This is a genomic window from Mycobacterium innocens, assembly GCF_900566055.1.
Classification (GTDB): Bacteria; Actinomycetota; Actinomycetes; order Mycobacteriales; family Mycobacteriaceae; genus Mycobacterium; species Mycobacterium innocens.
This window is the reverse complement of the sequence record NZ_UPHQ01000104.1, coordinates 102842-128018: the sequence shown is the minus strand read 5'-3', so window position 1 is coordinate 128018 and position 25177 is coordinate 102842. Positions and strand designations below refer to the sequence as shown.

Here is a 25177-nt window from a genome sequence, read left to right as displayed (position 1 = left end):
TGCCCGGCCCGCCGCTCCCACCCTTGCCGCCGTTGCCCAGCAAGCCGGCGGCTCCGCCGGCCCCGCCAGTGGCTCCGGTGTTGGTGCTATTGCCACCGTTGCCGCCGTTGCCCAAGAGCCACCCGCCGGGTCCGCCGCTGGTACCGACGGGTCCGCTCGTCCCGTCGGTGCCGTTGCCGATCAGTGGGCGCCCGGTCAGCGCCTGGAAGGGCTGGTTGATCAGGTCGAGCAGGTTCTGCTGGACGTTGGCGGCCTCGGCGCCGACATAGGCGGCCGCACCCGAATTGAGGGTCTGCGCAAACTGGGAGTGGAAAGCTACCACCTGGGCGCTCAGCGCCTGATACTCCGCCGCGTGCTGGGAAAACAGCGACGCAATAGTCGCCGACACCTCGTCGGCACCGGCTGCCAGCAGCCCCGTGGTAGGCACTGCCGCGGCCGCGTTGGCCGAGCTGATCGTCGAGCCGATGCTCGCCAAATCCGTTGCCGCCGAAGCCACCATCTCCGGCATCGCGATCACAAACGTCATCCGACAACCTCCACTCTCCGTCCCGATCAAGCTGTCGTCGCGTCGCGACGGCGGGTGAAAGCCGATGGTAGGCGTTTCGAGACGCGATTCCGTGTTTTCCCTGACAATTTCACCGATATAGTTCGGTAGACCCCAACGAGCGCACGGAAGGGCAGGACACAACCATTCGGCTAACTTGGCGCCCGGGCCCACAGTTTCAGCGACGCAGCAGGGCGCCGACACGTTCCGCAGCCAGCTGTACCGCCGCGTCGCGGGCCGCGCTTGCGTCGTCTTCGGTCAGCGTGCGATCGGGCGCGCGAAATCGTAGCGCGAAGGTCAGCGACTTGCGCGCTTCGCCGATCTGCGGACCGGTGAAGACGTCGAATAACTGAATGTCCTCCAGCAACTCACCGGCCCCTTCGCGAACCGCATCCGCCACGACCTGGGCGGGGACATCCGCAGACACCACGAGGCTGACGTCCTGAAACACGGCGGGGAACGGCGACACCCTGGGAGCCGGAAGCGATTCCACGACGGGGATCGCATCGAGGTTCAGCTCGATCGCGCAGCTGCCCTTCGGCAGGCCCGTCCGCTCGATCACGGCCGGATGCAGCTGTCCCGCGTGACCGATGGAGGTATCGCCGACGAACACTTCGGCGCAGCGGCCCGGATGCCAGGGCAGGTACCGGGCCGCGCGAAGAGTCACATCAATTCCGCTGGCCCGAGCAATGATTCGCACCGCCTCGAAAGCGTCGGCGGCTTCGACCGCGCGGCCCGGACCCCACGGACCGCGAGGCTCGCGCAAGCCGGCCAGCACCGCGGCGACGTGTTGCGGTTGCCGGGGCAGCGATTCGTCCAGCTTGGCGATCTCGCCTTCGGTGGGCCGGCGGTGCACGGGGATCAGCTCGATGCCGCGAGTCTGCTCGGTTGGCCGGACCACCTGCGCGATGGCGAACAACGCGACATCGGTCAGACCGCGGGACACGTTGCGCCCCAACGCTTCCAGCAGGGCCGGCAACAACGTGGTGGCCAGCTGCGGACGGTCGGCTTCCAACGGGTTGACCACACTGGTCGTGGTCCGGCGCGGGTCATCGGCCGCTAGTCCCCACAGGTCGAAAACGCCGGCGGGCAGAAACGGTGTCGGCAGCACCTCGACGTAGCCGGACAGCGCCAGCGACTTACCGATCGCCCGACGGCGCCGCTGGGTGGCCGTCAGCCCGCGGCCCGCGGGCGCGGAGGGCAGGACCGACGGGATGACCTCGAGCCCTTCCAGCCGCATCACCTCCTCGACGAGGTCGGCGGGCTGCAGCAGATCGGGTCGCCAACTCGGCGGCGTCACCTCCAGCACATCGGGGCCATCTTCGGCTACCTGGGCGCCGATTTGTGTCAGCCGCCGAGCAGCCGTGCCCGGGGCGTAGGACACGCCCGCGAAGCGGTCCGGCAGGTCGACGGCGATCCGGATCGGCGGCATCGACCAGTCATCGACCGGCGGTTCACCCCGCCAATCTGTCAGTGCCGGGACGACTACTCCCCCGGCGATATCGGCGAGCAGCGCAGCGCATCGATCCAGGGCGGCCACCGACATAGCCGGGTCGACTGCGCGCTCGTAGCGCCGGGCCGCCTCGCTGGGCAAGTGCAACCGCCGCTGGGTGCGCGACACCGCAGCCGGATCCCATATCGCCGCCTCCAACAGGACGTCGGTCGAATCGGCGCGCACCTCGGTGCTGGCCGCACCCATCACGCCGCCGATCGCTGCGGTGGTGACGTCGTCGACGATCAGGACGTCGGCGGGTTCGAGTCGCCGCTCGATGTTGTCCAGGGTGACGACGGTCTCGCCGGAGCGGGCGAACCGCACGCCCAGACTCCCGGTGATCCGGTCGCGGTCGTGCGCGTGCATCGGGTGACCGAGCTCGAGCATCACGTAGTTGGTGACGTCCACCGCCGGCGAGGTCGCGCGGATGCCGCACAGCAACAGCCGGCGCTGCAGCCACCAGGGCGACACTGCGGCCGGATCGAGGCCGGTGACCGGCCGCAGGGCAAACCGGCGCACACCGGTGTCGGGCTGCACGGTCAGCGGCCACGCCTCTCCCTCGACCGGCAGCGCCGGCACCTCAGCCGGGTCGACGAAGTCCAGGTCATAGGCGCAGGCGATCTCCCGGGCCAGCCCGCGCACCGACATGCAGTAGCCGCGGTCGGGGGTGATCGCCAGGTGGAACACCACGTCGTCCAATCCGAGCACACCCGCGCCGTCGGCTCCCGGTTCGGCCGTTGCCGGCGGCAGCACCAGGATGCCGGAATGGTCTGCGGCCAAACCGAGTTCGGCTGCCGAGCAGATCATTCCCGCCGAAGTGCGGCCGTAGGTCGTGCGGGCGGTGATGGTAAAGCCGCCCGGCAGGATGGTTCCGGGTAGCGCCACGACCACCAAATCGCTGACCACGAAATTCGTTGCACCGCAGACTATTTCATGCTGCACGCCGTCGCCGAGGTCGACCAGGCAGGCCCGGATCGGCTTTTTGAAACCGGTGAGTTCCTCGATACCGGCCACCCGTCCCACGGTCAGCGGGCCGTCGACCGGGCCGAGTGCGGTCACTTCTTCGACTTCGTGGCCGATCCGGACCAAGTTCTGCTCGAGTTCACCGGCCGGGACGTCCCAGCCCGGCGCTCCGGCCGAAACCACCTCGCGCAGCCAGCTATACGGAACGCGCATCAGGCACCCACCCCGAACGGCAACGAGAACCGGATGTCGCCCTCGACCATGTCGCGCATGTCGGGAATCCCGTTGCGGAACTGCAGGGTTCGCTCAAGACCCATCCCGAACGCGAAGCCCGAGTAGATCTCCGGGTCAATTCCGGCGGCCCGCAACACGTTTGGATGCACCATTCCGCAGCCACCCCATTCCACCCAGTCGGCGCCACCCTTCTTGTTGGCGAACCACACATCGACCTCGGCGGACGGCTCGGTGAATGGGAAGAAGTGCGGCCGGATCCGGGTGCGCGCCAACGGCCCGAACTCGGCCCGGGCGAAGGCGTCCAGCGTCCCGCGCAGGTGCGCCATGGTCAGCCCGCGATCCACCGCCAATCCCTCGATCTGATGGAACACCGGCGTGTGGGTGGCATCGAGTTCGTCGGTGCGGAAGGTCCGGCCGATCGAGATGATGTAGACCGGTAATTCGCGCTCCAGCAGGGTGCGCACCTGTACCGGTGACGTGTGGGTGCGCAGCAGCTGCCGTGAATTCTCCGGCGCGATATAGAAGGTGTCTTGCTCGCTGCGCGCGGGGTGGTCTGGCGGGAAGTTGAGGGCATCGAAGTTGAACTGCTCGCTTTCGACCTCTGGTCCTTCAGCCAGCTCCCATCCCATTGCGATGAAGGTGTCCGCGATGTGCTCGGCCAAGATCGTGATCGGATGCCGGGCGCCGGTCGGCTGCCGGGTCGACGGCAGCGTGACGTCAATACCCTCGGCGGCCAGCACAGCCGCGTCACGTTCGGCCCGCAGCGCCGCCAGACGTTCGTCGTAGCTGCGCTGAGCATCGCCGCGGGCGACGTTCACTCGCTGGCCGGCATCGGCACGCTCCTCCTTGGGCAACTTGCCCAGTGCCTGCCGGGCCAGCGCCAGCGGCGAACGGTCCCCAAGGTGCTCGGTCTTGGTGCGCGCCAGCGCCTCCAGACTGTCGGCTAGCGCAAAAGCCTGCTGGGCGGCGTTGACCGCCTTGGCCAATGCCTCCGGCGACAGATCGACGGGTTGCTCACCCACGCGGCGACACTCTCCTTGCTGACGAGGCTAGCTATAACTGCCTGGCTCTCCCCCGAGGGAGACACCCACCTCGGTCCGTCACCCGGCCAGCGGGTGAGCCCTAACGGGGCCCACATCGTCGCGGGGTGGGTTCACGGCACGGGTATGACGCAACTGCCGATCATAAGTCATCGATCGGCTCGTTTCGGTGACGCCCACTGGGCAACGCCCCGGGGTGGCCGGGCCGCGGGTCACATTATCGACACGGTCTGCGACTCCCTCGCCCGCGGCAGCGAGTCGACCGTCGCCTCGCCGTAGGGCCTTATTGGGCGTGCGCGAGGGTAGGTCCCGCGGTGGTCCGGCATTCGCATGGGGTTTGGTCCCAGACCACCCCCGGAATCAGCTGAGCAGTCCCGGCGCTACCGGCCGACGTCCGACCGGGACGCCAGTCCGGCCCGGCCCCGCGTCATGCTTGAGCCGATGCGACCCGCATGGTCTTCCAGCGGGCAAACCCGTAGCCCACGCCCGCGCCCAGCAGGCCCACGGCAACACCGCTCACCGATGTCCAGCTGGTGTGAGCCAGCAGTAGAAAGCCGAACCCGGACGAGACCATGAGCAACGCATACCGCGCAGGCGTCCAGCGAACCGGCCGATCGAACCGCATGGTCACCAGCATGCCCAGCAAGAGCGAGATGGCGTGGCCCGAGTCGGTGAAGTCGCCGCCGGCGATAGCGGCCGCCACGGCCAGCGACGCCCACCAGCCGATCCATGCCGGCCGCCAGCGGCGGGCGATCGTCGCGGTGAGCGCTCCGACCACGGCAAGGGCGCCGTAGCTCATCCCGACGTCGCTGACACGGGTGATCGACCATGGCATCCAGCCGAACTCGACCGCGCCTGCCAACGCGGCCGCCACCAGCAAGGTGGCCCCGAGATGGCCGACGACGAACGCGAGGGTCAACCGCCCGGTGTGCAGGTGCAGTTCAGCAAGCGCGAGCAGACAGGCCAGACACGGCAGCCAGAAGTAAAGCGGACCCTCGGCGATCACGAAGGCGCTATTCCACAAGGTGCCCAGGCGACCGTGTGACAGGTTGTGCAGGTTTGTACTGGCATGCCGAATGACCCGCTCGTGGGCATGCGGACCGAGCATCACGATCGCGATGCTGACCGAGGCAAGAGCTGCCAGGTAGCCCAGCGTGAACCGGACCCGGCCGAGCCGGTACAAGAGTCCCCAAATGCGATGAGTCATCGACATCTACTATGCCTGCTGTTCTGTTTCGGGAGCGTCACCAAAAGCTGGCAACTCCTTACGAGGTTTGAGGCGATAAATCGCCAAGTCCGGTGGAATGCCGGTGAGCTTGCTGGAAAACATGGGCCGGCGTGCCCGCTTGGCGACGACACCCAGTGCGTCCAACTCGCTTTGCGGGATCAAGTCCAGGGTGGGACCCGATATCATGATGCCACCTTTTGTGGCGCGTTCCATAACGCGAGCGGCGATGTTGACGTCGATTCCGAGCCAGTCAGCGGCCAGTCGCTGCGGCCGGCCGGTATGGATGCCGACCCGCATTCGCGGCGTGTAGCCCGCCACCTCGACTGCGCTCAACGCCTCCCGAGCGGCGAGCACGGCGCGGACGGCTACAGCCGGATCGCGAAACACCGCCATGATGCCGTCGCCCATCCGTTTGACGATGTGGCCCCCGGCGTCCAGCAGCGGGGGCTCGACAGCCCGGGCCACCCGGCGCAACAGCGCCAAGGTGGCATCATCACCGGCTTCCAGCGACCAGGTCGAGAAACCCACCAGGTCGGTGAAGACCAGCGTCACCTCGGGATTCACCGGACGGCGGGAAACTGCCTCAGTCAATGCCTGCCACACTTGCAGCACACCCAGGCTGACTTCACGCGAGGCCGCGTCACGATCCCCAAGCAGCCGATCGGCAGCCCGTGCCGCGGCCCGCGGACCGCCGTCACCCGCAGTGGACAGCGGATCGCCGAATTCGGGATCGCCGGGCAGCAGCCGTCGCGCACGGCGGACGAACGCCACTACGCCCGGGCTGTGGTTGGTGGAGCGCAGCCACTGCCCCGGAGAACGCCGACGGGAAGCCGACGACGCGAGCGCAGTCGCCGTCTCGTCGGGCACGCCGGACTCCCCATCGCCAGCCCCGACCTCCACCTCGCAAGGGTAGGTGCTATGGGCTGAGCCAGGCAATCACAATCGTGCTGCCGGCGCCCCGACGATCGACAACCTAGAAGCCGGGTAACAACCCCAACAAGCCGGGAACAAGGCCGCCGACCTGTGTTCCGCCCAATGCAATCGAGGTGGGCGTTCCGCTGGTCGGCGTGAGCGTCAGCGTGAAGGGCTGAAGGGGAGACAGCAGCCCGCCAACCGGAACGCTGAACGCCACATCCGAGTAACCAAGCCCCGCTGGCGCCGCCATCAACTGCGTTATGGTGCCTTGGCCGAAAAGGAAGCTGTTTACGGCGTTGACGGGAGCAAAGAACAGCGTGCCTGCCGCCGCCAACGGATTCCCGCTCGAAATCGCGTTGCCAAACGCTATGGCGCTATTTTGGAGCGCGGTCGTCGCGAGGTAATACGGGCCCAACGCATCTATGCCGAGCGCAAGCGGCGTAGGTAATGCGATGGAGCCGGAGTTGAAGGCGACTTGAAGGGTGGCCAGATCCACGGTGCCGTTGAGCGTGAGCGCCACCGGACCGAACGGGGTGCTCGTATTCAGCAGCGGAACACTCACGGGAGCGGTCGGGCCGGCCAGCGGCACCATTGCGGCGGTGGCAGTCGCACCGGTGGCCGTCGCACCGGTGACCGCAGCACCGGTGACCGCAGCACCGGTGACCGCAGCACCGGTGACCGCAGCACCGGTGACCGCAGCATCGGTGACCGCAGCACCGGTGGCCGTCGCACCGGTGACCGCAGCACCGGTGACCGCAGCATCGGTGACCGTCGCACCGGTGACCCCAGCATCGGTGACCGTCGCACCAGTGACCGCAGCATCGGTGCCCGTCGCACCGGTGACCGCAGCATCGGTGACCCCAGCATCGGTGCCCGTCGCACCGGTGACCGCAGCACCGGTGCCCGTCGCACCGGTGACCGCAGCATCGGTGACCCCAGCATCGGTGACCGTCGCACCGGTGACCGCAGCACCGGTGCCCGTCGCACCGGTGACCGCAGCATCGGTGACCCCAGCATCGGTGACCGTCGCACCGGTGACCGCAGCATCGGTGACCGTCGCACCGGTGACCGCAGCACCGGTGACCGCAGCATCGGTGACCGCAGCATCGGTGACCGCAGCATCGGTGACCGCAGCATCGGGGACCGTCGCACCGGTGACCGCAGCATCGGTGACCCCAGCACCGGTGACCGTCGCACCGGTGACCGCAGCATCGGTGACCGCAGCATCGGGGACCGTCGCACCGGTGACCGCAGCATCGGTGGCCGTCGCACCAGTGACCGCAGCATCGGTGACCGCAGCACCGGTGACCCCAGCATCGGTGACCGTCGCATCGGTGACCGCAGCATCGGTGACCGCAGCATCGGTGACCGCAGCATCGGTGACCGCAGCATCGGTGACCGCAGCACCGGTGACCGCAGCATCGGTGACCGCAGCATCGGTGACCGCAGCATCGGGGACCGCAGCATCGGTGGCCGCAGCACCGGTGACCGTCGCATCGGTGACCGCAGCATCGGTGACCGCAGCATCGGGGACCGCAGCACCGGTGACCCCAGCATCGGTGACCCCAGCATCGGTGACCCAAGCATCGGTGACCCCAGCATCGGGGACCGCAGCATCGGTGACCGCAGCATCGGGGACCGCAGCACCGGTGACCGTCGCATCGGTGACCGCAGCATCGGTGACCGCAGCATCGGTGACCGCAGCACCGGTGACCGTCGCACCGGTGACCGCAGCATCGGGGACCGTCGCACCGGTGACCGCAGCATCGGTGACCGCAGCATCGGGGACCGTCGCACCGGTGACCGCAGCACCGGTGACCGTCGCACCGGTGACCGCAGCACCGGTGGCCGTCGCACCAGTGACCGCAGCACCGGTGGCCGTCGCACCAGTGACCGCAGCACCGGTGGCCGTCGCACCAGTGACCGCAGCACCGGTGGCCGTCGCACCAGTGACCGCAGCACCGGTGGGCGTCGCACCAGTGACCGCAGCACCGGTGGCCGTCGTACTAGTGACCGCAGCATCGGCGGCCGTGCTGAGCCCGGTGCCGGCAGTCGCGGCGCTCTGCGCACGGGCGGCAGTCGCGCCGGTGCTGGCAGTCGCGGCGCGTGCGCCAGAACCCGCACAGGTCCCCAGCAACGGATGGCCCAGCAACGACAGGGCGGGCCCATTTACCGCGTTCAGCAGATTCTGCTCGGCGTTGGCGATCTCGGTGCCGAGGTAGGCACCCGCGCCATTGCTCAGGGTACGGACGAACTGGTCGTGAAACGCCGTCATCTTGGCGCTGAGGGCTTGATAGTCCTGGGCATGTGTAGCGAATACCGCCGTGGCAGCCTCCGACACCTGGTCTGCCGCCATGGCCACCAGCCCGGTCGTGGGCGGGGCTGCCGCCGCATTAGCCGCGCTCAGCACGGAACCAATCTTCGCCAAGTTTCCAGCTGCCGCCTTCATAACGTCCGGTACCACACTGAGATGATTCGACAAAGCCGGCCTCCTTGCTCGACTCAAGAAAAAAATCACCGAATAGTTTCCAGGAAGGAAACTCTACTCCCGGCAATCCCTTTTTGGTTAGCCCCTTTTCGGCCCTCTCAGCAACGCCTGCCGCCTCGCCGCACCGGCCGAAAATCAACAACGTGGCGAGAAGCAAACAGGTAAAAACAACGCTTCCGTGGAGGTCAATCGTCCAATCGGAACTGTTTTACGGCAGTCGGCTACATCCCGGTGGGCCGTCGCATGTTTATCGCATCCGTTCGGTCGCATCCGCGGTTCGCGACGTAGTCGACAACCCGGCCGCCGGGTCCGTGGACAAAGGCTCGCGCGGGTCGGCCCGATTTCACGCCCTGCGGCAAACAACCTGATCACGCGGGCGCCACGCCGCTATGGACACCTGATAACAGCACGCTGAGGCAGTCGCCGAAACCGTAGACAACGTACGTTGTCACCGTTTATCGTGAGCGCACATCGAGCGCGTGGAGGCCGCGATGACTGCCACATCGACGACACCAGTCGAGCCACTCGGACCCGATTCGCTGACCTGGAAATACTTCGGTGACCTGCGGACCGGAATGATGGGCGTGTGGATCGGCGCGATCCAGAACATGTATCCGGAGCTGGGCGCCGGCGTCACGGAGCATTCGATCCTGCTGCGGGAACCACTGCAGCGGGTGGCCCGGTCGGTGTATCCCATCATGGGCGTCGTCTACGACGGCGACCGGGCGGCCCGGACCGGCGAGCTGATCAAGGGCTACCACCACACGATCAAAGGAGTCGACGCCGAGGGTCGTCGCTATCACGCCTTGAACCCGGAGACCTTCTACTGGGCGCACGCCACGTTCTTCATGCTCGTCGTCAAAGTCGCCGAATACTTCTGCGGAGGCTTGACCGAGGCCGAAAAGCGCCAGCTATTCGACGAACACGTGCGGTGGTACCGGATATGTACGGCATGAGCATGCGGCCGGTCCCCAAGTCGTGGGAGGAGTTTCAGGAGTACTGGGCCCGGGTCTGCCGGGAGGAACTCGAGATCAACCAGGCCACGCTGGACATCTTCCACATGCGCATTCCCAAGCCGAAGTTCGTACTTATGCCCACGCCCGTTTGGGACCAGATGTTCAAGCCCCTGGTTGCCGGTCAGCGCTGGATAGCGGCCGGCTTGTTCGATCCGGCCGTGCGGGAGAAGGCGGGCATGCATTGGACCCCGGGCGACGAGGTATTGCTGCGCCTGTTCGGCAAGCTGGTGGAGCTGGTGTTCCTGGCGGTGCCCGACGAGATCAGACTGCATCCTCGCGCGCTGGCCGCCTACCGCCGGGAAGAGGGCCGGACCCGAAGTGACGCGCCGCTGGTCGAAGCGCCCGCCTTCATGGCTCCGCCGCGGGACCGCCGCGGATTGCCGATGCATTACTTCCCGCCGCGCGCACGCGGTTTCGCCCCGTTCCCGCTGGAGCCGGCCCGGCTGATCATGGAGCGGGCCGGATCGTTGGTGCACACTACGCTCTCGCTGGCCGGCCTGCGCCCCGCCCGGGGCCGGGCGGCTCGGGCCGCATAAGACGCTCGATCTCAGCGAGGAGAGCCGAGCGCCCGGGCGCTCTGGTACAAGCAGATGGCCGCGGCGGCGGCGACGTTCAGGCTCTCCGCTCCGCCGGACATCGGGATGCGCACCCGGTGGTCCGCCTCGGCGGCGATGTCGGCGGATAGCCCGCGGGATTCGGGGCCGAACAGCCATGCCGTCGGGATGCCCAGCAGTTGATCGGCATCGTCGAGCGACGTCTCGCCGTCCACCGCGCTGGCCAGCACCTGCAACCCAGCACCCCGCAACGACGCGACGACGGCGTGCGGATCGGCTGCGGTGACGACGGGAATGTTGAAGATGCTGCCCGCGGAGGCGCGCAAACACTTGCCGTTGTAGGGGTCGACGCTGTGTCCGGCGAGAATCACCGCCGCGGCCCCCATCGCGTCGGCGATGCGGATCAGCGTGCCCGCGTTACCCGGCTCGCTGATCTCGACGGCCGTCGCGATGAGCCGCGGTAAGCGGGTCAGCACATCGTCCAGGGGGGTCGTCGGCATGTCACACACCGCGACCAGTCCCGCCGGGGTAACCGTGTCGGACAAGGCTTTTGCGGCACGTTCGGTCACCAGATGGACCGGCGCGTCCTGTGCGGTCAACCAGGTCTCGTGCCGTTGCGCCGCGACCTCGGTGACAAACACCTCCCGCACCAGCCCGCGCGCCGACGCGGCCTCGACCAGGTTGGGGCCTTCGGCGAGAAATCGATTCGCACGACGCCGGCCGACGTGGCGATGCAATTTGGCCGCGGCGGCAACCCTGGCCGAGCGTTCGGTGAGCACCGGAACGCGGTGCGCCTAAGCGGCCTCTCCGGAGGGCGCGTTGACGTCTTCGGGTAGGGCCGCTCGGGCGACCTCCACGAGCGCGGTGAACGCTTTCGGATCGGTGACCGCGATATCGGCGAGGTTTTTGCGATCCACCTCGACACCAGCGGCCTTCAGGCCTTGGATCAGCCGGTTGTAGGTGATGTCGTTGGCACGCGCCGCCGCGTTGATCCGCGAGATCCACAATTTCCGGAACTCGCCCTTACGGGCACGACGGTCCCGGTAGGCGTAGTTCAGCGAATGTAGCTGCTGTTCTTTGGCTTTGCGGTAGAGCCGGGACCGCTGGCCCCGATAACCTTTCGAGGCCTTCAGGACGGAGCGCCGCTTCTTGTGGGCGTTGACTGCCCGCTTTACGCGTGCCATGGATTGTTCCTACTCTCGTTCGGACTCGGACGTGCTTGGTCAGGTACCGGCGCCAGCCGGTCGTGCGGGGCGCCGGCTAACCGTTCAACAGCGAATTGACCCGCTTGGTGTCATTGGCCGCCACCGCCGTACGGCCTTCCAGGCGCCTGGTTCGGGTCGACGGTTTGTGCTCGAGCAGATGCCGGCGGTTGGCTTTCTGCCGGACGATCTTTCCGGTACCGGTGCGCCGAAACCGCTTCGAGGCGCCGCTGTGAGTTTTGGCCTTGGGCATTTTTCCTCAGTCCTGGTGAGTTCTGGTTGGGCTAGCGAGTTAGTTCGATGAAGGTTTGATGTCGCCGCCCGCTGGTCCCTCCCCATGCCGCGCCCTGGCGCGAGTTTTTGCGCCGCGGTGGGGTGCCAGCACCATCGTCATGTTGCGCCCGTCCTGCTTGGGCGCCGTTTCGACGAACCCGTATTCGGCAACGTCGGCGCCCAGTCGCTGCAGCAACCGATAGCCCAATTCGGGCCGCGACTGCTCGCGTCCGCGAAACATGATGGTGACCTTGACCTTCGATCCGGCCTCCAAAAAACGCACTACGTGGCCTTTCTTGGTTTCGTAATCGTGATCGTCGATCTTGGGTCGCAGCTTCTGTTCTTTGACGACGGTCTGCTGTTGGTTCCGGCGGGACTCGCGCGCCTTCTGCGCCGCCTCGTACTTGTACTTGCCGTAGTCCATGATCTTGCAGACCGGCGGTCTGGCATTCGGGGCAACTTCGACAAGGTCGAGATCGGCGTCCGCGGCAACGCGGAGTGCGTCTTCGATACGCACGATGCCTACCTGTTCCCCCCCTGGGCCGATCAAACGAACTTCAGGTACGCGAATGCGCTCGTTGACGCGGGTCTCAGTGCTGATGTGGCCTCCCTTGTTGGCTTTCTTCCGCTGCAGCCAGGGCCCGGACGGGCCGGAATCAGCAGTGGGATACACCAGCCATCAGCAAAAAAGCCCTGCCTAAGCAGGGCCCAATGCCGACCGATCGCGGCTCGAGACAACTCCAGCCGCCTGCGCCACGCGCAGAACAGGCATTGCAAATAATGCCTGTGACCGGACCGCACAACCTTTGGAAAAAGCGTTAGGCCTTTTCGTGGCTAGCGGTGGGAGTGGGACTCCACTTAACTGTTCCTGGCCTTCGCCGGGATGGTCGCAGCCGCCAGTCTAACAGCCAAGACCCGGCCCCCGGGCAGCGAGCCGGCCGGCGCGCCAGCCCAAGCGCGCTGAGCAGGTGCAATTCAGCCACCCGGTCGCCAGGATTTTCCGGGTTTGAAGGAATATCCTCGCGATTTGTGACCATCGCAAAGCCTCGCTCGATGGAGAGCAGGCCCGTCTCCCGGTATCACTGGGTTCCCGCGGCAGCAGGCTGGACCGTCGGAGTCATCGCGACGCTGTCGCTGCTGGCGAGCATGTCGCCGCTGATTCGCTGGATCATCAAGGTTCCTCGGGAGTTCATCAACAGCTACCTGTTCAACTTTCCCGACACCAGCTTCGCGTGGTCGTTCGTGCTGGCCTTGCTGGCCGCGGCGCTGACCGCACGCAAACGAATTGCCTGGTTGCTGTTGCTGGGAAACATGGTGCTTGCCGCCTTCTTGAACGCCGCCGATATCGCCGCGGGTGGCAACACCGCGGCCGAAAACTTGGGCGAGAACCTCGGTTTCGCGGTCCACGTGGTCGCGATTGTCGTGCTGGTGCTGGGTTATCGCGAATTCTGGGCCAAGGTGCGCAGGGGCGCATTGTTCAAAGCGGCCGCCGTGCTGTTAGCGGGTGGAGCCATCGGAATCCTGATTTCCTGGGGCTTGGTGGAACTGTTCCCCGGATCGCTTGCGGCGCCCGACCGGCTACCCTATGTGGCCAACCGGGTGATCGGATTCGCGCTCGCCGACCCCGACCTGTTCACCGGACGGCCGCACGTCTTCCTCAACGCCATCTTCGGCCTGTTCGGCGCCTTCGCCCTGATCGCGGCCACCATTGTGCTGTTCCAGTCGCAACGCGCCGACAACGCACTGACGGGCGAAGACGAGTCGGCCATCCGCGGACTGCTGGAGTTGTACGGCAACAGCGACTCACTGGGCTACTTCGCCACTCGTCGCGACAAGTCGGTGGTATTCGCACCCAGTGGCCGCGCCGCCGTCACCTACCGCGTCGAGATCGGAGTCTGTCTGGCCAGCGGTGACCCGGTGGGCGACCCCCGGGCTTGGCCGCAAGCCGTCGACGCATGGTTACGGCTGTGCCAGACCTACGGCTGGTCCCCCGGCGTTATGGGCGCCAGTTCCCAAGGGGCTCAGACCTATCGCGAAGCGGGCCTGAACGCGTTGGAGCTGGGTGACGAGGCGATTCTGCGGCCAGCGGATTTCAAGTTGTCCGGCCCGGCGATGCGCGGCGTGCGCCAGGCCGTGACCCGGGCGCGCAGGGCCGGGTTGACGGTGCGCATCCGCCGACACCGCGATATTTCCGCGGCGGAAACGGAACAAACCATCGCGCGCGCCGATGCCTGGCGCGACACCCAAACCGAACGTGGCTTCTCGATGGCGCTGGGCCGCCTCGGCGACCCGGCGGACTCCGACTGTCTGCTGGTCGAGGCGCTGGACCCGGACAACCGGGTGGTGGCGATGCTGTCGCTGGTGCCGTGGGGCACCACCGGCGTTTCCCTGGACTTGATGCGTCGCTCTCCGGAATCGCCTAACGGCACCATCGAACTCATGGTCAGCGACCTTGCGCTGCACGCCGAAAGCCTTGGCCTCAGCCGTATCTCGTTGAACTTTGCGATGTTTCGCTCCGCCTTCGAGCAGGGCGCGCAGCTCGGCGCCGGCCCGGTTGCCCGACTGTGGCGATGGCTGCTGATTTTCTTCTCCCGCTGGTGGCAGATCGAAACGCTCTACCGGTCCAACCAGAAGTACCAGCCCCAATGGGTGCCCCGCTACGCCTGTTACGAGGACGCACGACTGATACCCAAGGTGGGTGTCGCCTCGGTGATCGCCGAGGGCTTCCTGGTATTGCCGTTCACCCGGCGCAACAAGGCGCATACCGGGCACCACCCTGCGGTGCCCGAACGGCTGGCAGCCACCGGGTTGTTACATCACGACGGCTCGGCGCCGGATATCACCGAGCTGCAGCAGGTGGACCTCACCGATGACGACGAGGTTGGGCGTCGCCTGCCCGAGCAGGTCCGAGTTCGACTGAGCAAATTGAAAACCTTGCGGCGCAACGGCATTGACGCCTATCCGGTAGGCCGTTCGCCCAGTCACACAGTCGCACAGGCGATGGACGCGGACGACAAGGCCACGCTGTCGGTGTCCGGACGCATACTGCGGGTACGCCATTACGGCGGCGTGTTGTTCGCGCACCTACGCGACTGGACCGGTGAAATGCAAGTGCTGCTTGATAATTCATGCCTGCAGCAGGGCCGCGCTGCGGATTTCAACGCCACCATCGACCTCGGTGACCTGGTGGAGATGACCGGGCACATGGGCGCCAGCAAACGGGGAACCAGGTCACTGATCGTGTCCAGCTGGCGGCTGATCGGAAAATGCCTGCGGCCCTTGCCGAACAAGTGGAAGGGGTTGACCGATCCCGAAGCCCGAGTGCGGACCCGCTATGTCGATCTGGCGGTCAACGCCGAATCCCGTGACCTGCTCACCGCACGCAGCACGGTCCTGCGCTCGGTCCGGGAAACACTGTTCGCCAAGGGCTTCATCGAAGTCGAGACTCCCATCCTGCAGCAGGTGCACGGCGGAGCCGCCGCCAGACCGTTCGTCACGCACATCAACAGCTATTCGATGGACCTGTTCCTGCGCATAGCGCCGGAGCTGTACCTCAAGCGGCTGTGCGTCGGCGGCGTGGAACGCGTATTCGAACTGGGCCGGGCCTTTCGGAACGAGGGCGTCGACTTCAGTCACAATCCTGAGTTCACTTTGCTCGAGGCCTATCAAGCACATGCCGACTACCTGGTGTGGCTGGACAGCTGTCGCGAGCTCATCCAAAACGCTGCCCAGGCCGCCAACGGTGCACCGATCGCGATGCGGCCCACCAGCGACGGCTTGCAGCCGGTCGACATCTCCGGAGTCTGGCCGGTCAAGACGGTGCACGACGCGGTTTCCGAAGCCCTCGGTGAGCACATTGACGCCGACACCAACTTGGCGACGCTGCGCAGGTTGTCCGATGCGGTCCGCATCCCCTATCGGGCGCAGTGGGATGTCGGCGCCGTGGTCCTCGAGCTGTACGAGCACCTGGTGGAAAGCCGCACCGAGCGGCCGACGTTTTACATCGACTTCCCCACGTCGGTCTCGCCGCTGACGCGGCCGCACCGCAGCAAGCTCGGAGTCGCCGAACGCTGGGACCTGGTGGCCTGGGGCATTGAGCTCGGTACCGCCTACAGCGAACTCACCGACCCGGTGGAGCAACGACGTCGTCTGCACGAACAATCCCTGCTGGCGGCCGGTGGAGATCCCGAGGCGATGCAGCTCGACGAGGACTTTCTACAGGCCTTGGAGTATGCGATGCCGCCCACCGGGGGCCTCGGCATGGGCGTCGACCGGGTGGTCATGCTGATCACCGGACGCAGTATTCGCGAGACACTCCCATTTCCATTGGCGAAGCCGCATTAAGCGGGTCCGACAGCTGCCAGCGAATACACAGCGAACATCCAATGAACACGTTCCAGGACGGTTAACAAGCGATCACAATGGGTCTTGTGACAGCGCCGACGGCGTACCTGGCGCAACCGCTGGCCAGCGCCCATACCTCGCTGATGTACGGCTGGCTGCCGATCACGGTCCAGCTGGTGACCGCGACCGTACTGCTGCTGGCGATCGGGTCGCGGTTTCGCCGGTGGCGTCGGCTACCGGCTGCGGTGGCCGTCGGCGCTGCGACGGCCTGCGGGACCGGGTGGTATCTCGGCGGGCTCGCCAATGATCCCGCCCCGGCCGCGCTCTGGGTCTGGGCCGGTTTGACGGGCGTGGCCGCGACGGTGCTGGTCCTGGGCTGGCGCAGCGCGCGCTGGTGGGGTCGCGGCGCATCGCTGATGGCGGTGCCGCTATGTGTGCTCAGCGCGGCGTTGGCGCTCAACCTGTGGGTCGGCTATTTCCCGACGGTTCAGGCCGCATGGAACCAGCTCACCTCGGGTCCGCTGCCCGATCAGGCGGATCCGGCCAGCGTTGCCGCGATGGCCGGCAAGGGGACACGGCCGCCGCACGGCAGCGTGGTGACGGTCACCATCCCGTCCACGGCATCGCACTTCAAACATCGCGGGGAGCTGGTGTACCTGCCGCCCGCTTGGTTCGCGAGTGATTCGCCCCCGCGATTGCCTGTCGTGATGATGATCGGCGGCCAGTTCAACACCCCCGCCGACTGGGCGCGAGCCGGCAACGCCGTGCAGACGGTCGACGAATTTGCCACCGCCCATGATGGCAACGCGCCGGTGCTGGTCTTCGTCGACTCCGGCGGAGCCTTCAACAACGACACGGAATGCGTCAATGGACGACGCGGCAACGCGGCCGATCATCTGACCAAAGACGTTGTGCCATATATGGTCTCGAAATTCGGCGTCAGCTCGCGGCAGCGCAACTGGGGCATTGTGGGCTGGTCGATGGGCGGGACTTGCGCCGTGGATTTGACGGTCATGCACCCCGAACTGTTCAGCGCATTTGTCGATGTCGCCGGGGATTTCTACCCGAACGCGGGAAACAAGGCGGAAACCATCGCCAGGCTGTTCGGCGGCAACGCCGACGCCTGGGCCGCATTCGATCCGACGACGGTGATCACCCGGCACGGCCCCTATACCGGGGTTTCGGGTTGGTTCGCCATCTCTGTCCCTGGTCAACCGGCGGGGCGTCGGGATACTCCGATCCTCGACACCGCCGCCATGCGGGTGGCAGGGCGTGATGCCGCCGCAAATCCGAGCAACCAGACAGCGGCCGCCAATGCGCTGTGCGCGCTGGGCCGGACCAACGGCATTGACTGCGCGGTGGTCCCCCAACCGGGCAAGCACGATTGGCCCTTTGCCGACCAGGCGTTCGTGCGGGCGCTGCCCTGGCTGGCCGGGCAGCTGGACACTCCGGAGGCGCCCCGGATTTCGTTACCGGGTACCGGCGGTGCGGCAACGCAGGTCGTCACCGCCGGACGGTAGTTGCCGGTGCGGTCGGTCGCGGGGGTTCGCCGGGCGCTATTCGCCCGGCACTGCAATCCCTGGAGCGCCTGGACGCGCTGGGCAAGCACACCACTGGCGCTGGTGCCGATATGGACCCGGCGCTGGGGCCACGCCGCGGTGATCGCATTGTGGCTGGCCGTCAATCCGGTTGTCTTCGGCAAGCCGAAACACCATCGAGCATGGGCGACGCGGGCGATGTTGGGTGAGGAATTGTGGATCGCCGAGCGTCCGGCCGACGCGGCGATGCTGGTCAGCGCGCTGACATCGGCCGTTTCGCTGAGCGCGGTGATCGCCGCCCACCGCCGCCGACTCAAGCCGGCGGTTGTCGCGACCGCGCTGCAAATGACGCTGACCATGGTGTATTGGGCACAGATGGTCCGCTACCTCGATCGCCGGCGCGGCGGTGATACACAGCCGCAGTAACGTGGCGGCATGCCCGACGAACCAGCAGCCCAGGCCGACTCGTCCGACGCCGGATATGACGCCGGATCTAACCCCGGATATGACGCCGGATATGACGCCGCGGGGGTCCCGACCTTCGAATCGGTCCGGGAGAAGATCGAATCCCGATACGCGACGGCGATGGGTGCGGCCGAACTGGATGCCGAGACGACGGAGGGCCGATCCGTCGCGGAACAGTACGAAAAGCGCCAGCGTGCGGCCGCCGAACGACTGACCCGAATCCGCGAGTCGATGCGCACCGATGAGTGACCCGGTAGGCGGGACGGGGCGCCAGGTCTGGTCACCGCCGCCGGTGCCGGCTGACGCCGAAACTTCAACCGCTGCTACGCGTTTCGGCGGCGTGTCGTCGCAACGGATTGGCCGAACCCGGCTCAGGCGCTGACTTTGCGCCGGCGATTCGACCGGGGTGGGCCCGCCGGCTTCCCGGTGCCGACGACTTCGGCCAGGAATTTGCCCGTGTAGCTTTCCGGCTCGGCGGCGACGTCCTCCGGAGTGCCCTGGGCGACAACGATTCCGCCCCCCGCGCCACCCTCCGGTCCCATGTCGACGATCCAGTCCGAGGTCTTGATCACGTCCAGGTTGTGTTCGATGACGATGACCGTGTTGCCCTTGTCGACCAGACCGTTGATCACCTTGAGCAGCTTGCGGATGTCTTCGAAATGCAGGCCGGTGGTGGGTTCGTCGAGGATGTAAATGGTGCGCCCGGTCGAGCGTTTCTGTAACTCGGAGGCCAGCTTGACCCGCTGGGCCTCACCGCCGGACAGCGTCGGTGCGGGCTGGCCGAGCCTGACGTAGCCCAGGCCGACGTCGACGAGTGTCTGCAGGTAGCGGTGAATGCCGGTGATCGGCTCGAAGAACTGTGCCGCCTCCTCGATCGACATGTCCAGCACCTCGGAGATGGTCTTGCCCTTGTAGTGCACTTCGAGGGTTTCCCGGTTGTAGCGGGCGCCCTGGCACACCTCGCAGGGCACGTACACGTCGGGCAGGAAGTTCATCTCGATCTTGATGGTGCCGTCGCCGGTGCACGCCTCGCAGCGACCCCCCTTGACGTTGAACGAGAATCGGCCCGGTTGGTACCCGCGCACCTTGGCCTCGGTGGTGGCGGCGAACAGGGTGCGGATCTTGTCGAACACCCCGGTATAGGTGGCCGGGTTGGATCGCGGGGTGCGACCGATCGGCGATTGGTCCACCCGCACCAGTTTGTCCAGGTGGTCCAGTCCGGTGACCCGGGTGTGCCGGCCGGGAACCTGGCGGGCCCCGTTGAGCCGGTTGGCCAGTACCGCCGCCAGGATGTCGTTGACCAGCGTCGACTTGCCCGACCCGGAAACCCCGGTCACCGACGTCAGCACACCGAGCGGGAAGGACACGTCGATGCCGCGCAGGTTGTGTTCGCGGGCTCCGACAACGGTGAGCTGACGCCGCGGGTCGGCAGGTCGACGGATCGCGGGAATATCTATGCTTTCCCGCCCCGACAGATAGGCTCCGGTGATCGAGTTCTCGTCGGCCAGCAGTTCGTCGTACGGTCCGCTGTGCACGATGCGGCCGCCGTGCTCGCCGGCGCCCGGCCCGATGTCGACGATCCAGTCGGCATGGGCGATGGTGTCCTGGTCATGCTCGACGACGATCAGAGTGTTGCCCAAATCCCTTAAGCGGGTGAGGGTTTCGATGAGACGACGGTTGTCGCGCTGATGTAGGCCGATAGAGGGCTCGTCGAGCACATACAACACCCCCACCAGGCCGGAACCGATCTGAGTGGCCAGCCGGATGCGTTGCGCCTCACCCCCGGACAGGGTCGCCGCCGCGCGCGACAGCGACAGGTACTCGAGCCCGACGTCGAGCAGAAACCCGAGCCGCGACTGGATTTCCTTGAGCACCTGGCCCGCGATCGCCTGCTCGCGCGGACCCAGGGTGAGGCGCTGAAGAAAGTCCGCGCACTCCGCGATCGACAGTTCGCAGACCTCGGCGATCGACTTGGGGCCGAGCTCGCGTCCAGCCAGCGTCACCGCCAGAATTTCCGGCTTGAGCCGGGTGCCTTCGCATACCGGGCACGGCACGTCGCGCATGAAGCCCTCGTAGCGTTCCTTCATCTGCTCGGACTCGGTCTGCGACATCTTGCGCTGCAGAAACGCCAGCACGCCCTCGAAATCGGCATAGTACGACCGGGTGCGCCCGTACCGGTTGCGGTAGCGCACGTGCACCTGCTCGTCGCAGCCCTCCAGAATCGCCTTGCGCGCCTTGGCCGGCAGCTTGCGCCAGGGAGTGTCGACGTCGAAACCCATCGCCTCGCCGAGCCCGGCCATCATCCGGATGAAGTACTCCGCGGTGTGGCCCGTCGACCACGGGGCGACCGCACCCTCGGCCAGGGTGCGTTCCGGGTCGGGCACCACCAGGTCCGGGTCGACCTCCTTGCGGATGCCCAGACCGCTGCATTCGGGGCAGGCCCCGTAGGGCGAGTTGAACGAGAACGACCGCGGTTCCAGGTCGTCCACGGCCAGGGCATGCCCGTTGGGGCAGGCCAGTTTCTCGGAGAACCGCTGCTCACGGTGCGGCGCGCCCGGTTCGTGGTCGGGGAATTCCAGCACCACGATGCCGTCAGCCAAGTTCAGCGCGGTCTCCACCGAATCGGTGAGCCGCTGCTTGGCGCCGGCTTTGACGGTAAGGCGATCCACCACGACCTCGATGTCATGCTTTTCCTGCTTCTTCAGCTTCGGCGGATCGGTCAAAGAATGCACGACACCGTCGACCCGGACTCGGCTGTAGCCCTGGGCGTTCAACTTGTCGAACAGGTCGGCGAACTCGCCCTTACGGGTGCGCACCACCGGCGCCAGCACCAGAAAGCGGGTGCCCTCCGCCATGGCCAGCACCTGGTCGACGATTTGCTGGGGCGTCTGGCGCGCAATCCGCTCCCCGCAGACCGGACAGTGCGGCGTGCCGGCACGGGCGTACAGCAGCCGCAGGTAGTCGTACACCTCGGTGATCGTGCCGACCGTCGACCGCGGGTTGCGGTTGGTGGACTTCTGGTCGATGGACACCGCCGGAGACAGCCCCTCGATGAAGTCGACGTCGGGCTTGTCCATCTGCCCGAGGAACTGACGGGCATACGCCGACAGCGATTCCACGTAGCGCCGCTGACCCTCGGCGAAGATGGTGTCGAAGGCCAGCGACGACTTACCGGATCCGGACAGTCCGGTGAAGACGATCATCGCGTCGCGGGGCAGGTCGAGGTCGACACTGCGCAGGTTATGTTCGCGCGCACCCTTGACGATCAGGCGCTCAGCCACCCAGGCCCTTTCACTGACGGGTTCCTTCTAGAGACGGAGTTCGCTCCCATGCTATGTGCCCGTACCGACAAGCATTCGCAGACCAGTAAGGTGACCCCTATGACCTGCGCCGACAACGATAATGCCGGGGCAGCCGCGATAGTCGCGGGTAACACCGCTTGCTGGGGAGAGTGGCGCACATGACCACCGTCGATGACGACTACACCGGACACGTCGACCCGGGGACCGCGGCCCGACGCACGCTGCCCGGCGCCACCATCCTCAAGGCGTCGGTGGGGCCCATGGACAACAATGCCTACCTGGTGACATGTGCTGCGACCGGCGAAACGCTACTGATCGACGCCGCCAATGACGCCGACGTCCTCATCGACCTGATCCGGCGGTACGCGCCGAAAGTGTCGTTGATCGTCACCAGTCATCAGCACTTCGACCATTGGCAGGCACTGCAGGCGGTGGCCGAAGCCACCGGCGCCCCCACCGCCGCCCACCAAATCGACGCCGAACCGCTGCCGGTCAAACCCGATCGTTTCCTCGCCAACGGCGATACCGTCCGGATCGGCGAGCTGACGTTCGACGTCATCCACTTGCGCGGGCACACACCGGGATCGGTCGCGCTGGCGCTCGACGGCCCCGCGACCGGCGGGGTCACGCAGTTGTTCACCGGCGACTGCCTGTTTCCCGGTGGAGTCGGCAAGACCTGGCAGCCCGGCGATTTCACCCAGCTGCTCACCGACGTCACCACCCGGGTATTCGACGTGTACGCCGACTCGACCGTCATCTATCCCGGCCATGGTGACGACACCGTGCTGGGCATCGAACGCCCTCACCTTCAGGAGTGGCGCGACCGCGGCTGGTGAACGACACTTCGCGGTGACATGGGGCCGAACAAGGCCGGAAGACAGCGGCGGTAGGGACCTTGTTCCCTCGTCGGCGACCCGGTGGCGGCGCACAATCGGCACGAAGCCCGGCGTGAAGTGAGGTAGGCGCCGGTCGTGGCGCGAAGGAATGGAGCTCCGACGATGTGGGCACCGTCATCTGTCCCGTTCTCCGTTTGGCGCAAGATCGCCATGGCTACCTGGCGTCCCAGAAAGGACCCGATCATCTGGGCGACGGCCGAAATCGATGCTTCGCGGCTGCTGGACTACATCGCCCGGGTTCGCGAAGCCACGGGCCAGCATGTCACCCCCGTGGATCTGGTAGGCCGGGCGGCAGGCAAAGTCGTCGAAGCGCTGCCCGGCCTCAACGGCCGCGTGGTGTTCGGCAGCTTTCTGCCATCCCCGACGATCGACTGCTTTTTCGTCGTGTCGCTGCGAACAGACGTGGTAACGGGAGTCGAAGCGGCCAGGACGGATCTTTCCGGCGCCGTCGTGCGTCGCATCAATGAGAAGCCGCCCTGGGTCATCGCCAAAGAATTGGCTGATCGCGCCGCACGGATCCGGCACAACGAAGATCCACAGTTCAAGCAAGCCAAGGCCATGGTCAAAGGCCTCCCGCCGCTGCTGCTACGCCCGGTGATGGATGCGATCGCGTTCGTTACCGAAAGTCTCCAGCTGCCCCTGCCCTTCCTCGGGCTCGAGGCCCGTCCCTACGGTTCGATACTCGTCAGCAACGTGGGCACCTACGGCCTGGACACGGCCGCCGCTCCCTGGCCGACGTTTTGCCACGTGCCGTTCGGGATCCTGATCGGGGCCGTGACCGACAGGGTGCTCGCCGAAGACGGTCAACCGGTGGTACGCCCGGTGCTGCCGTTGACGATCGGTCTGGACCACCGGTTCGTCGACGGTTACCAGGCGGCGACGATGGCCCACGTATTTCGCCAGTATCTGGACGATCCCGCGGCGTTCGACCCGGTCCCCCGTCCCGTGCCGCCGCGCACGACGCGCCGGTCGCCCGTCCAGTCGAATGGGAAGCGGCCGGCGATGGCGTAGGCGCAGTGTTCGCCGACAGCAGGAGATGCCATGGAGCTAGCGCAAAAACGGGTCTTGATCACCGGGGCTTCACGAGGCATCGGCGCGGCTCTCGCACGTGCGTTCGCCGGTGCCGGGGCAAGCGTGGCGCTCGTCGCGCGGACCGACGGGGTCCTTCGCACGCTGGCGGGCGAGCTCGGAGGCTCTGCCCACGTTGCCGACCTGTCGGAGCCCGGCCAGGTACGCATGCTGATTGCGCGCATCGAGGACGAAGTGGGGCCGATCGACGTCCTCGTCAACAATGCCGGCATCGACAACCAGACGGGTGGCTTCACCGACGCACCCGAGGATGATTTGCGACGAGTCACCGAGGTCAACTACCTCGCGCCCGCCGAATTGTGCCGGCACGCGATCCCTCGAATGCTTCACCGCGGCGGCGGGCATATCGTCAACGTCTCCTCGATGGCGGGCTGCGTAGCCCTTCCCGGGTTAGTGACCTACTCGGCTTCCAAAGCGGCCCTTTCTCATTTCACCGCAGGCCTGCGAGCCGACCTTCGCGGCTTGCCGATCCGCACCACCCTCGTCGAACTCGGGCCGATTCCCACCGACCTGCTGGCCCATACCGAGGATTACCCGCCGACCGCTGATTCCTTCCGCCGCCTCTACCGGATGCACCTCATGGTCGACGTCACCCGCGAGATGGTTGCCGATCAGGTCGTGTCCGCTGTACAGAAGGGCCGCAAACACGTCCGGCTGCCCAGGCGGGCAGCCGTCTTCTCGATGCTTGCCGAGGCTCCCAGGCGTACTGCCGAACTCGTTCTCACCGGCATTCCCCATCAAATAAAACGCTCCCAGGTCCAGGCGAGCCACCGGTGAAAATGCGCCGAACGGAAATCCGGTCCGCGCAGCCGGCCGGCTATTGAGGCCCGGCTATGGAGGCTAGGTGGTGTGCACGATGAGCACGTCGACCTTGGCCCGCCGCGAGACGTTGGCCGGCACCGAACCCAGCAACCGCCCCGCGATCGTGCTCAGGCCGACGTTGCCGACCACCAGGAGGTCGGCCTGCGCTTCTTCGGCGAGGCTGATCAGCGCGTCGACCGGAGCGCCCACGATCGCGCGTTCCTCGACGTTCTTCGCGCCGGCGTTGTGCGCCCGTTCCTTGGCGTCGTGCAGGATCTCGTAGATCGGGGCGGTGCCCGTCACCTTGTAGCTTTCGTCCTTCAGGACGTCGGCGGCTCGGGCGTCCTCGTGTTGAGGCAGGTACGCCGACGCGATGATCAACGTGGCATCTGCCCCGGCGATCTCCGCGGCCCGGTCCACTGCCCGCATCGACGAGTCCGAGCCGTCGGTTCCTACCACCACGGTCCGATAGGCGCCCATTTACCCTCCCAGTGTCGGTTGCTACGCCAACCCCAGACAGTATCGCTTTGCCTGATCCAGATGGGTCAGATTACCCACACCGGACCGGCGTGGCGCAATCCGCATTTTGCCGGGCCGGGGCAGCCGTAGCACGTCAGCGGGTGGCGGCAACGCCATGGACAGTCCCGGTTCACTGCGAAACTAGCTGTGGTGCAATGCTTTTCGGTAGATATCGCGATCATGCGGGGTGGCACTGGCGGCGGTGCGTTCCGATGCCCGACCGGGTGGCGAGACGACGGCTGGTGACCGGAATCATCGCCGGCGACCTACAGTG

At 66.5% G+C, this 25177-nt stretch carries 19 protein-coding genes and 1 pseudogene; 8 read left to right on the top strand and 12 right to left on the bottom strand.

What is annotated here, in order from left to right:
- The 6 genes from EET03_RS12320 to EET03_RS32405 all read right to left on the bottom strand — a co-directional run.
- Window positions 1-526 (bottom strand): PE family protein (locus EET03_RS12320; RefSeq protein WP_136625689.1); only part of this gene is annotated, 526 nt, incomplete at its 3' end.
- 196 nt (window positions 527-722) lie between these two features.
- Window positions 723-3212, bottom strand: a complete 2490-nt coding sequence (gene pheT, locus EET03_RS12315) for a phenylalanine--tRNA ligase subunit beta (RefSeq protein ID WP_099194157.1) — start codon at window positions 3210-3212, stop codon at window positions 723-725.
- Window positions 3212-4255, bottom strand: a complete 1044-nt coding sequence (pheS, locus tag EET03_RS12310) for a phenylalanine--tRNA ligase subunit alpha (RefSeq protein WP_075541778.1) — start codon at window positions 4253-4255, stop codon at window positions 3212-3214. Before pheS ends, pheT begins: the two co-directional genes overlap by 1 nt.
- A gap of 445 nt (window positions 4256-4700) precedes the next feature.
- Complete coding sequence (locus EET03_RS12305; RefSeq protein ID WP_075541781.1) at window positions 4701-5480, bottom strand: rhomboid-like protein; 780 nt, start codon at window positions 5478-5480, stop codon at window positions 4701-4703.
- Window positions 5481-5489: 9 nt separating this feature from the next.
- Window positions 5490-6401, bottom strand: coding sequence for an adenylate/guanylate cyclase domain-containing protein (locus tag EET03_RS12300; protein WP_208649043.1), 912 nt, complete (start codon window positions 6399-6401; stop codon window positions 5490-5492).
- A 73-nt stretch (window positions 6402-6474) separates the two neighbouring features.
- The gene (locus EET03_RS32405) at window positions 6475-8880 is read right to left on the bottom strand and encodes a PE domain-containing protein (RefSeq protein WP_279637686.1); all 2406 of its coding nucleotides are present in this window, start codon (window positions 8878-8880) and stop codon (window positions 6475-6477) included.
- A 515-nt stretch (window positions 8881-9395) separates the two neighbouring features.
- On the opposite strand from EET03_RS32405, the pseudogene EET03_RS33010 reads away from it, so the two are divergent.
- A pseudogene (locus EET03_RS33010) lies at window positions 9396-10456 on the top strand (oxygenase MpaB family protein).
- Window positions 10457-10467: 11 nt separating this feature from the next.
- Here EET03_RS33010 and EET03_RS12285 read toward each other — a convergent pair.
- The 4 genes from EET03_RS12285 to infC all read right to left on the bottom strand — a co-directional run bounded on the left by EET03_RS12285 (window position 10468) and on the right by infC (window position 12550).
- Entirely contained in the window at window positions 10468-11253 is a 786-nt protein-coding gene (locus EET03_RS12285; RefSeq protein WP_075542912.1) for a TrmH family RNA methyltransferase, read from the bottom strand.
- A gap of 15 nt (window positions 11254-11268) precedes the next feature.
- On the bottom strand, window positions 11269-11658 hold the full coding sequence (rplT, locus tag EET03_RS12280) for a 50S ribosomal protein L20 (RefSeq protein WP_063469599.1): 390 nt from the start codon (window positions 11656-11658) through the stop codon (window positions 11269-11271).
- A 76-nt stretch (window positions 11659-11734) separates the two neighbouring features.
- Window positions 11735-11929, bottom strand: coding sequence for a 50S ribosomal protein L35 (gene rpmI / locus EET03_RS12275; RefSeq protein WP_023373729.1), 195 nt, complete (start codon window positions 11927-11929; stop codon window positions 11735-11737).
- A 39-nt stretch (window positions 11930-11968) separates the two neighbouring features.
- Window positions 11969-12550, bottom strand: coding sequence for a translation initiation factor IF-3 (infC, locus tag EET03_RS12270; RefSeq protein WP_080674289.1), 582 nt, complete (start codon window positions 12548-12550; stop codon window positions 11969-11971).
- A 452-nt stretch (window positions 12551-13002) separates the two neighbouring features.
- Between infC and lysX the strand changes: the two genes are divergently transcribed.
- The 4 genes from lysX to EET03_RS12250 all read left to right on the top strand — a co-directional run bounded on the left by lysX (window position 13003) and on the right by EET03_RS12250 (window position 18545).
- Entirely contained in the window at window positions 13003-16293 is a 3291-nt protein-coding gene (lysX, locus tag EET03_RS12265) for a bifunctional lysylphosphatidylglycerol synthetase/lysine--tRNA ligase LysX (protein ID WP_208649042.1), read from the top strand.
- A 77-nt stretch (window positions 16294-16370) separates the two neighbouring features.
- Window positions 16371-17813 carry an alpha/beta hydrolase gene (locus EET03_RS12260; protein WP_099194155.1) on the top strand — a complete coding sequence of 481 codons (1443 nt, stop codon included), beginning with the start codon at window positions 16371-16373 and terminating at the stop codon, window positions 17811-17813.
- Between the two features lie 6 nt (window positions 17814-17819).
- A complete protein-coding gene (locus tag EET03_RS12255; RefSeq protein ID WP_075542922.1) occupies window positions 17820-18257 on the top strand; it encodes a DUF6653 family protein in 438 nt (145 codons plus the stop codon).
- A 9-nt stretch (window positions 18258-18266) separates the two neighbouring features.
- Window positions 18267-18545: a hypothetical protein gene (locus EET03_RS12250; protein WP_063469602.1), complete on the top strand. Its 279-nt coding sequence runs from the start codon at window positions 18267-18269 to the stop codon at window positions 18543-18545.
- 122 nt (window positions 18546-18667) lie between these two features.
- Here the strand turns inward: EET03_RS12250 and uvrA are convergent, their stop codons facing one another.
- Window positions 18668-21577: an excinuclease ABC subunit UvrA gene (uvrA, locus tag EET03_RS12245; RefSeq protein WP_075542909.1), complete on the bottom strand. Its 2910-nt coding sequence runs from the start codon at window positions 21575-21577 to the stop codon at window positions 18668-18670.
- Window positions 21578-21756: 179 nt separating this feature from the next.
- On the opposite strand from uvrA, the gene EET03_RS12240 reads away from it, so the two are divergent.
- From EET03_RS12240 to EET03_RS12230, 3 genes are all read left to right on the top strand, one after another.
- Window positions 21757-22434, top strand: a complete 678-nt coding sequence (locus tag EET03_RS12240) for an MBL fold metallo-hydrolase (protein ID WP_063469604.1) — start codon at window positions 21757-21759, stop codon at window positions 22432-22434.
- Window positions 22435-22596: 162 nt separating this feature from the next.
- Window positions 22597-23505 carry a 2-oxo acid dehydrogenase subunit E2 gene (locus tag EET03_RS12235; RefSeq protein WP_075542908.1) on the top strand — a complete coding sequence of 303 codons (909 nt, stop codon included), beginning with the start codon at window positions 22597-22599 and terminating at the stop codon, window positions 23503-23505.
- Window positions 23506-23559: 54 nt separating this feature from the next.
- Window positions 23560-24360, top strand: a complete 801-nt coding sequence (locus EET03_RS12230) for an SDR family NAD(P)-dependent oxidoreductase (RefSeq protein WP_167470628.1) — start codon at window positions 23560-23562, stop codon at window positions 24358-24360.
- 63 nt (window positions 24361-24423) lie between these two features.
- Here EET03_RS12230 and EET03_RS12225 read toward each other — a convergent pair whose 3' ends face one another.
- Entirely contained in the window at window positions 24424-24864 is a 441-nt protein-coding gene (locus EET03_RS12225; RefSeq protein WP_075542906.1) for a universal stress protein, read from the bottom strand.
- Window positions 24865-25177: the final 313 nt, after the last annotated feature.

Coding starts and splice junctions, on each gene's coding strand:
- pheT (WP_099194157.1), bottom strand. CDS start 3,212: ATGCGCGTTCCGTATAGCTGGCTGCGCGAGGTGGTTTCGGCCGGAGCG.
- EET03_RS12305 (WP_075541781.1), bottom strand. CDS start 5,480: ATGACTCATCGCATTTGGGGACTCTTGTACCGGCTCGGCCGGGTCCGG.
- rplT (WP_063469599.1), bottom strand. CDS start 11,658: ATGGCACGCGTAAAGCGGGCAGTCAACGCCCACAAGAAGCGGCGCTCC.
- rpmI (WP_023373729.1), bottom strand. CDS start 11,929: ATGCCCAAGGCCAAAACTCACAGCGGCGCCTCGAAGCGGTTTCGGCGC.
- lysX (WP_208649042.1), top strand. CDS start 13,003: ATGGAGAGCAGGCCCGTCTCCCGGTATCACTGGGTTCCCGCGGCAGCA.
- EET03_RS12260 (WP_099194155.1), top strand. CDS start 16,371: ATGGGTCTTGTGACAGCGCCGACGGCGTACCTGGCGCAACCGCTGGCC.
- EET03_RS12250 (WP_063469602.1), top strand. CDS start 18,267: ATGCCCGACGAACCAGCAGCCCAGGCCGACTCGTCCGACGCCGGATAT.
- EET03_RS12240 (WP_063469604.1), top strand. CDS start 21,757: ATGACCACCGTCGATGACGACTACACCGGACACGTCGACCCGGGGACC.
- EET03_RS12235 (WP_075542908.1), top strand. CDS start 22,597: ATGTGGGCACCGTCATCTGTCCCGTTCTCCGTTTGGCGCAAGATCGCC.
- EET03_RS12225 (WP_075542906.1), bottom strand. CDS start 24,864: ATGGGCGCCTATCGGACCGTGGTGGTAGGAACCGACGGCTCGGACTCG.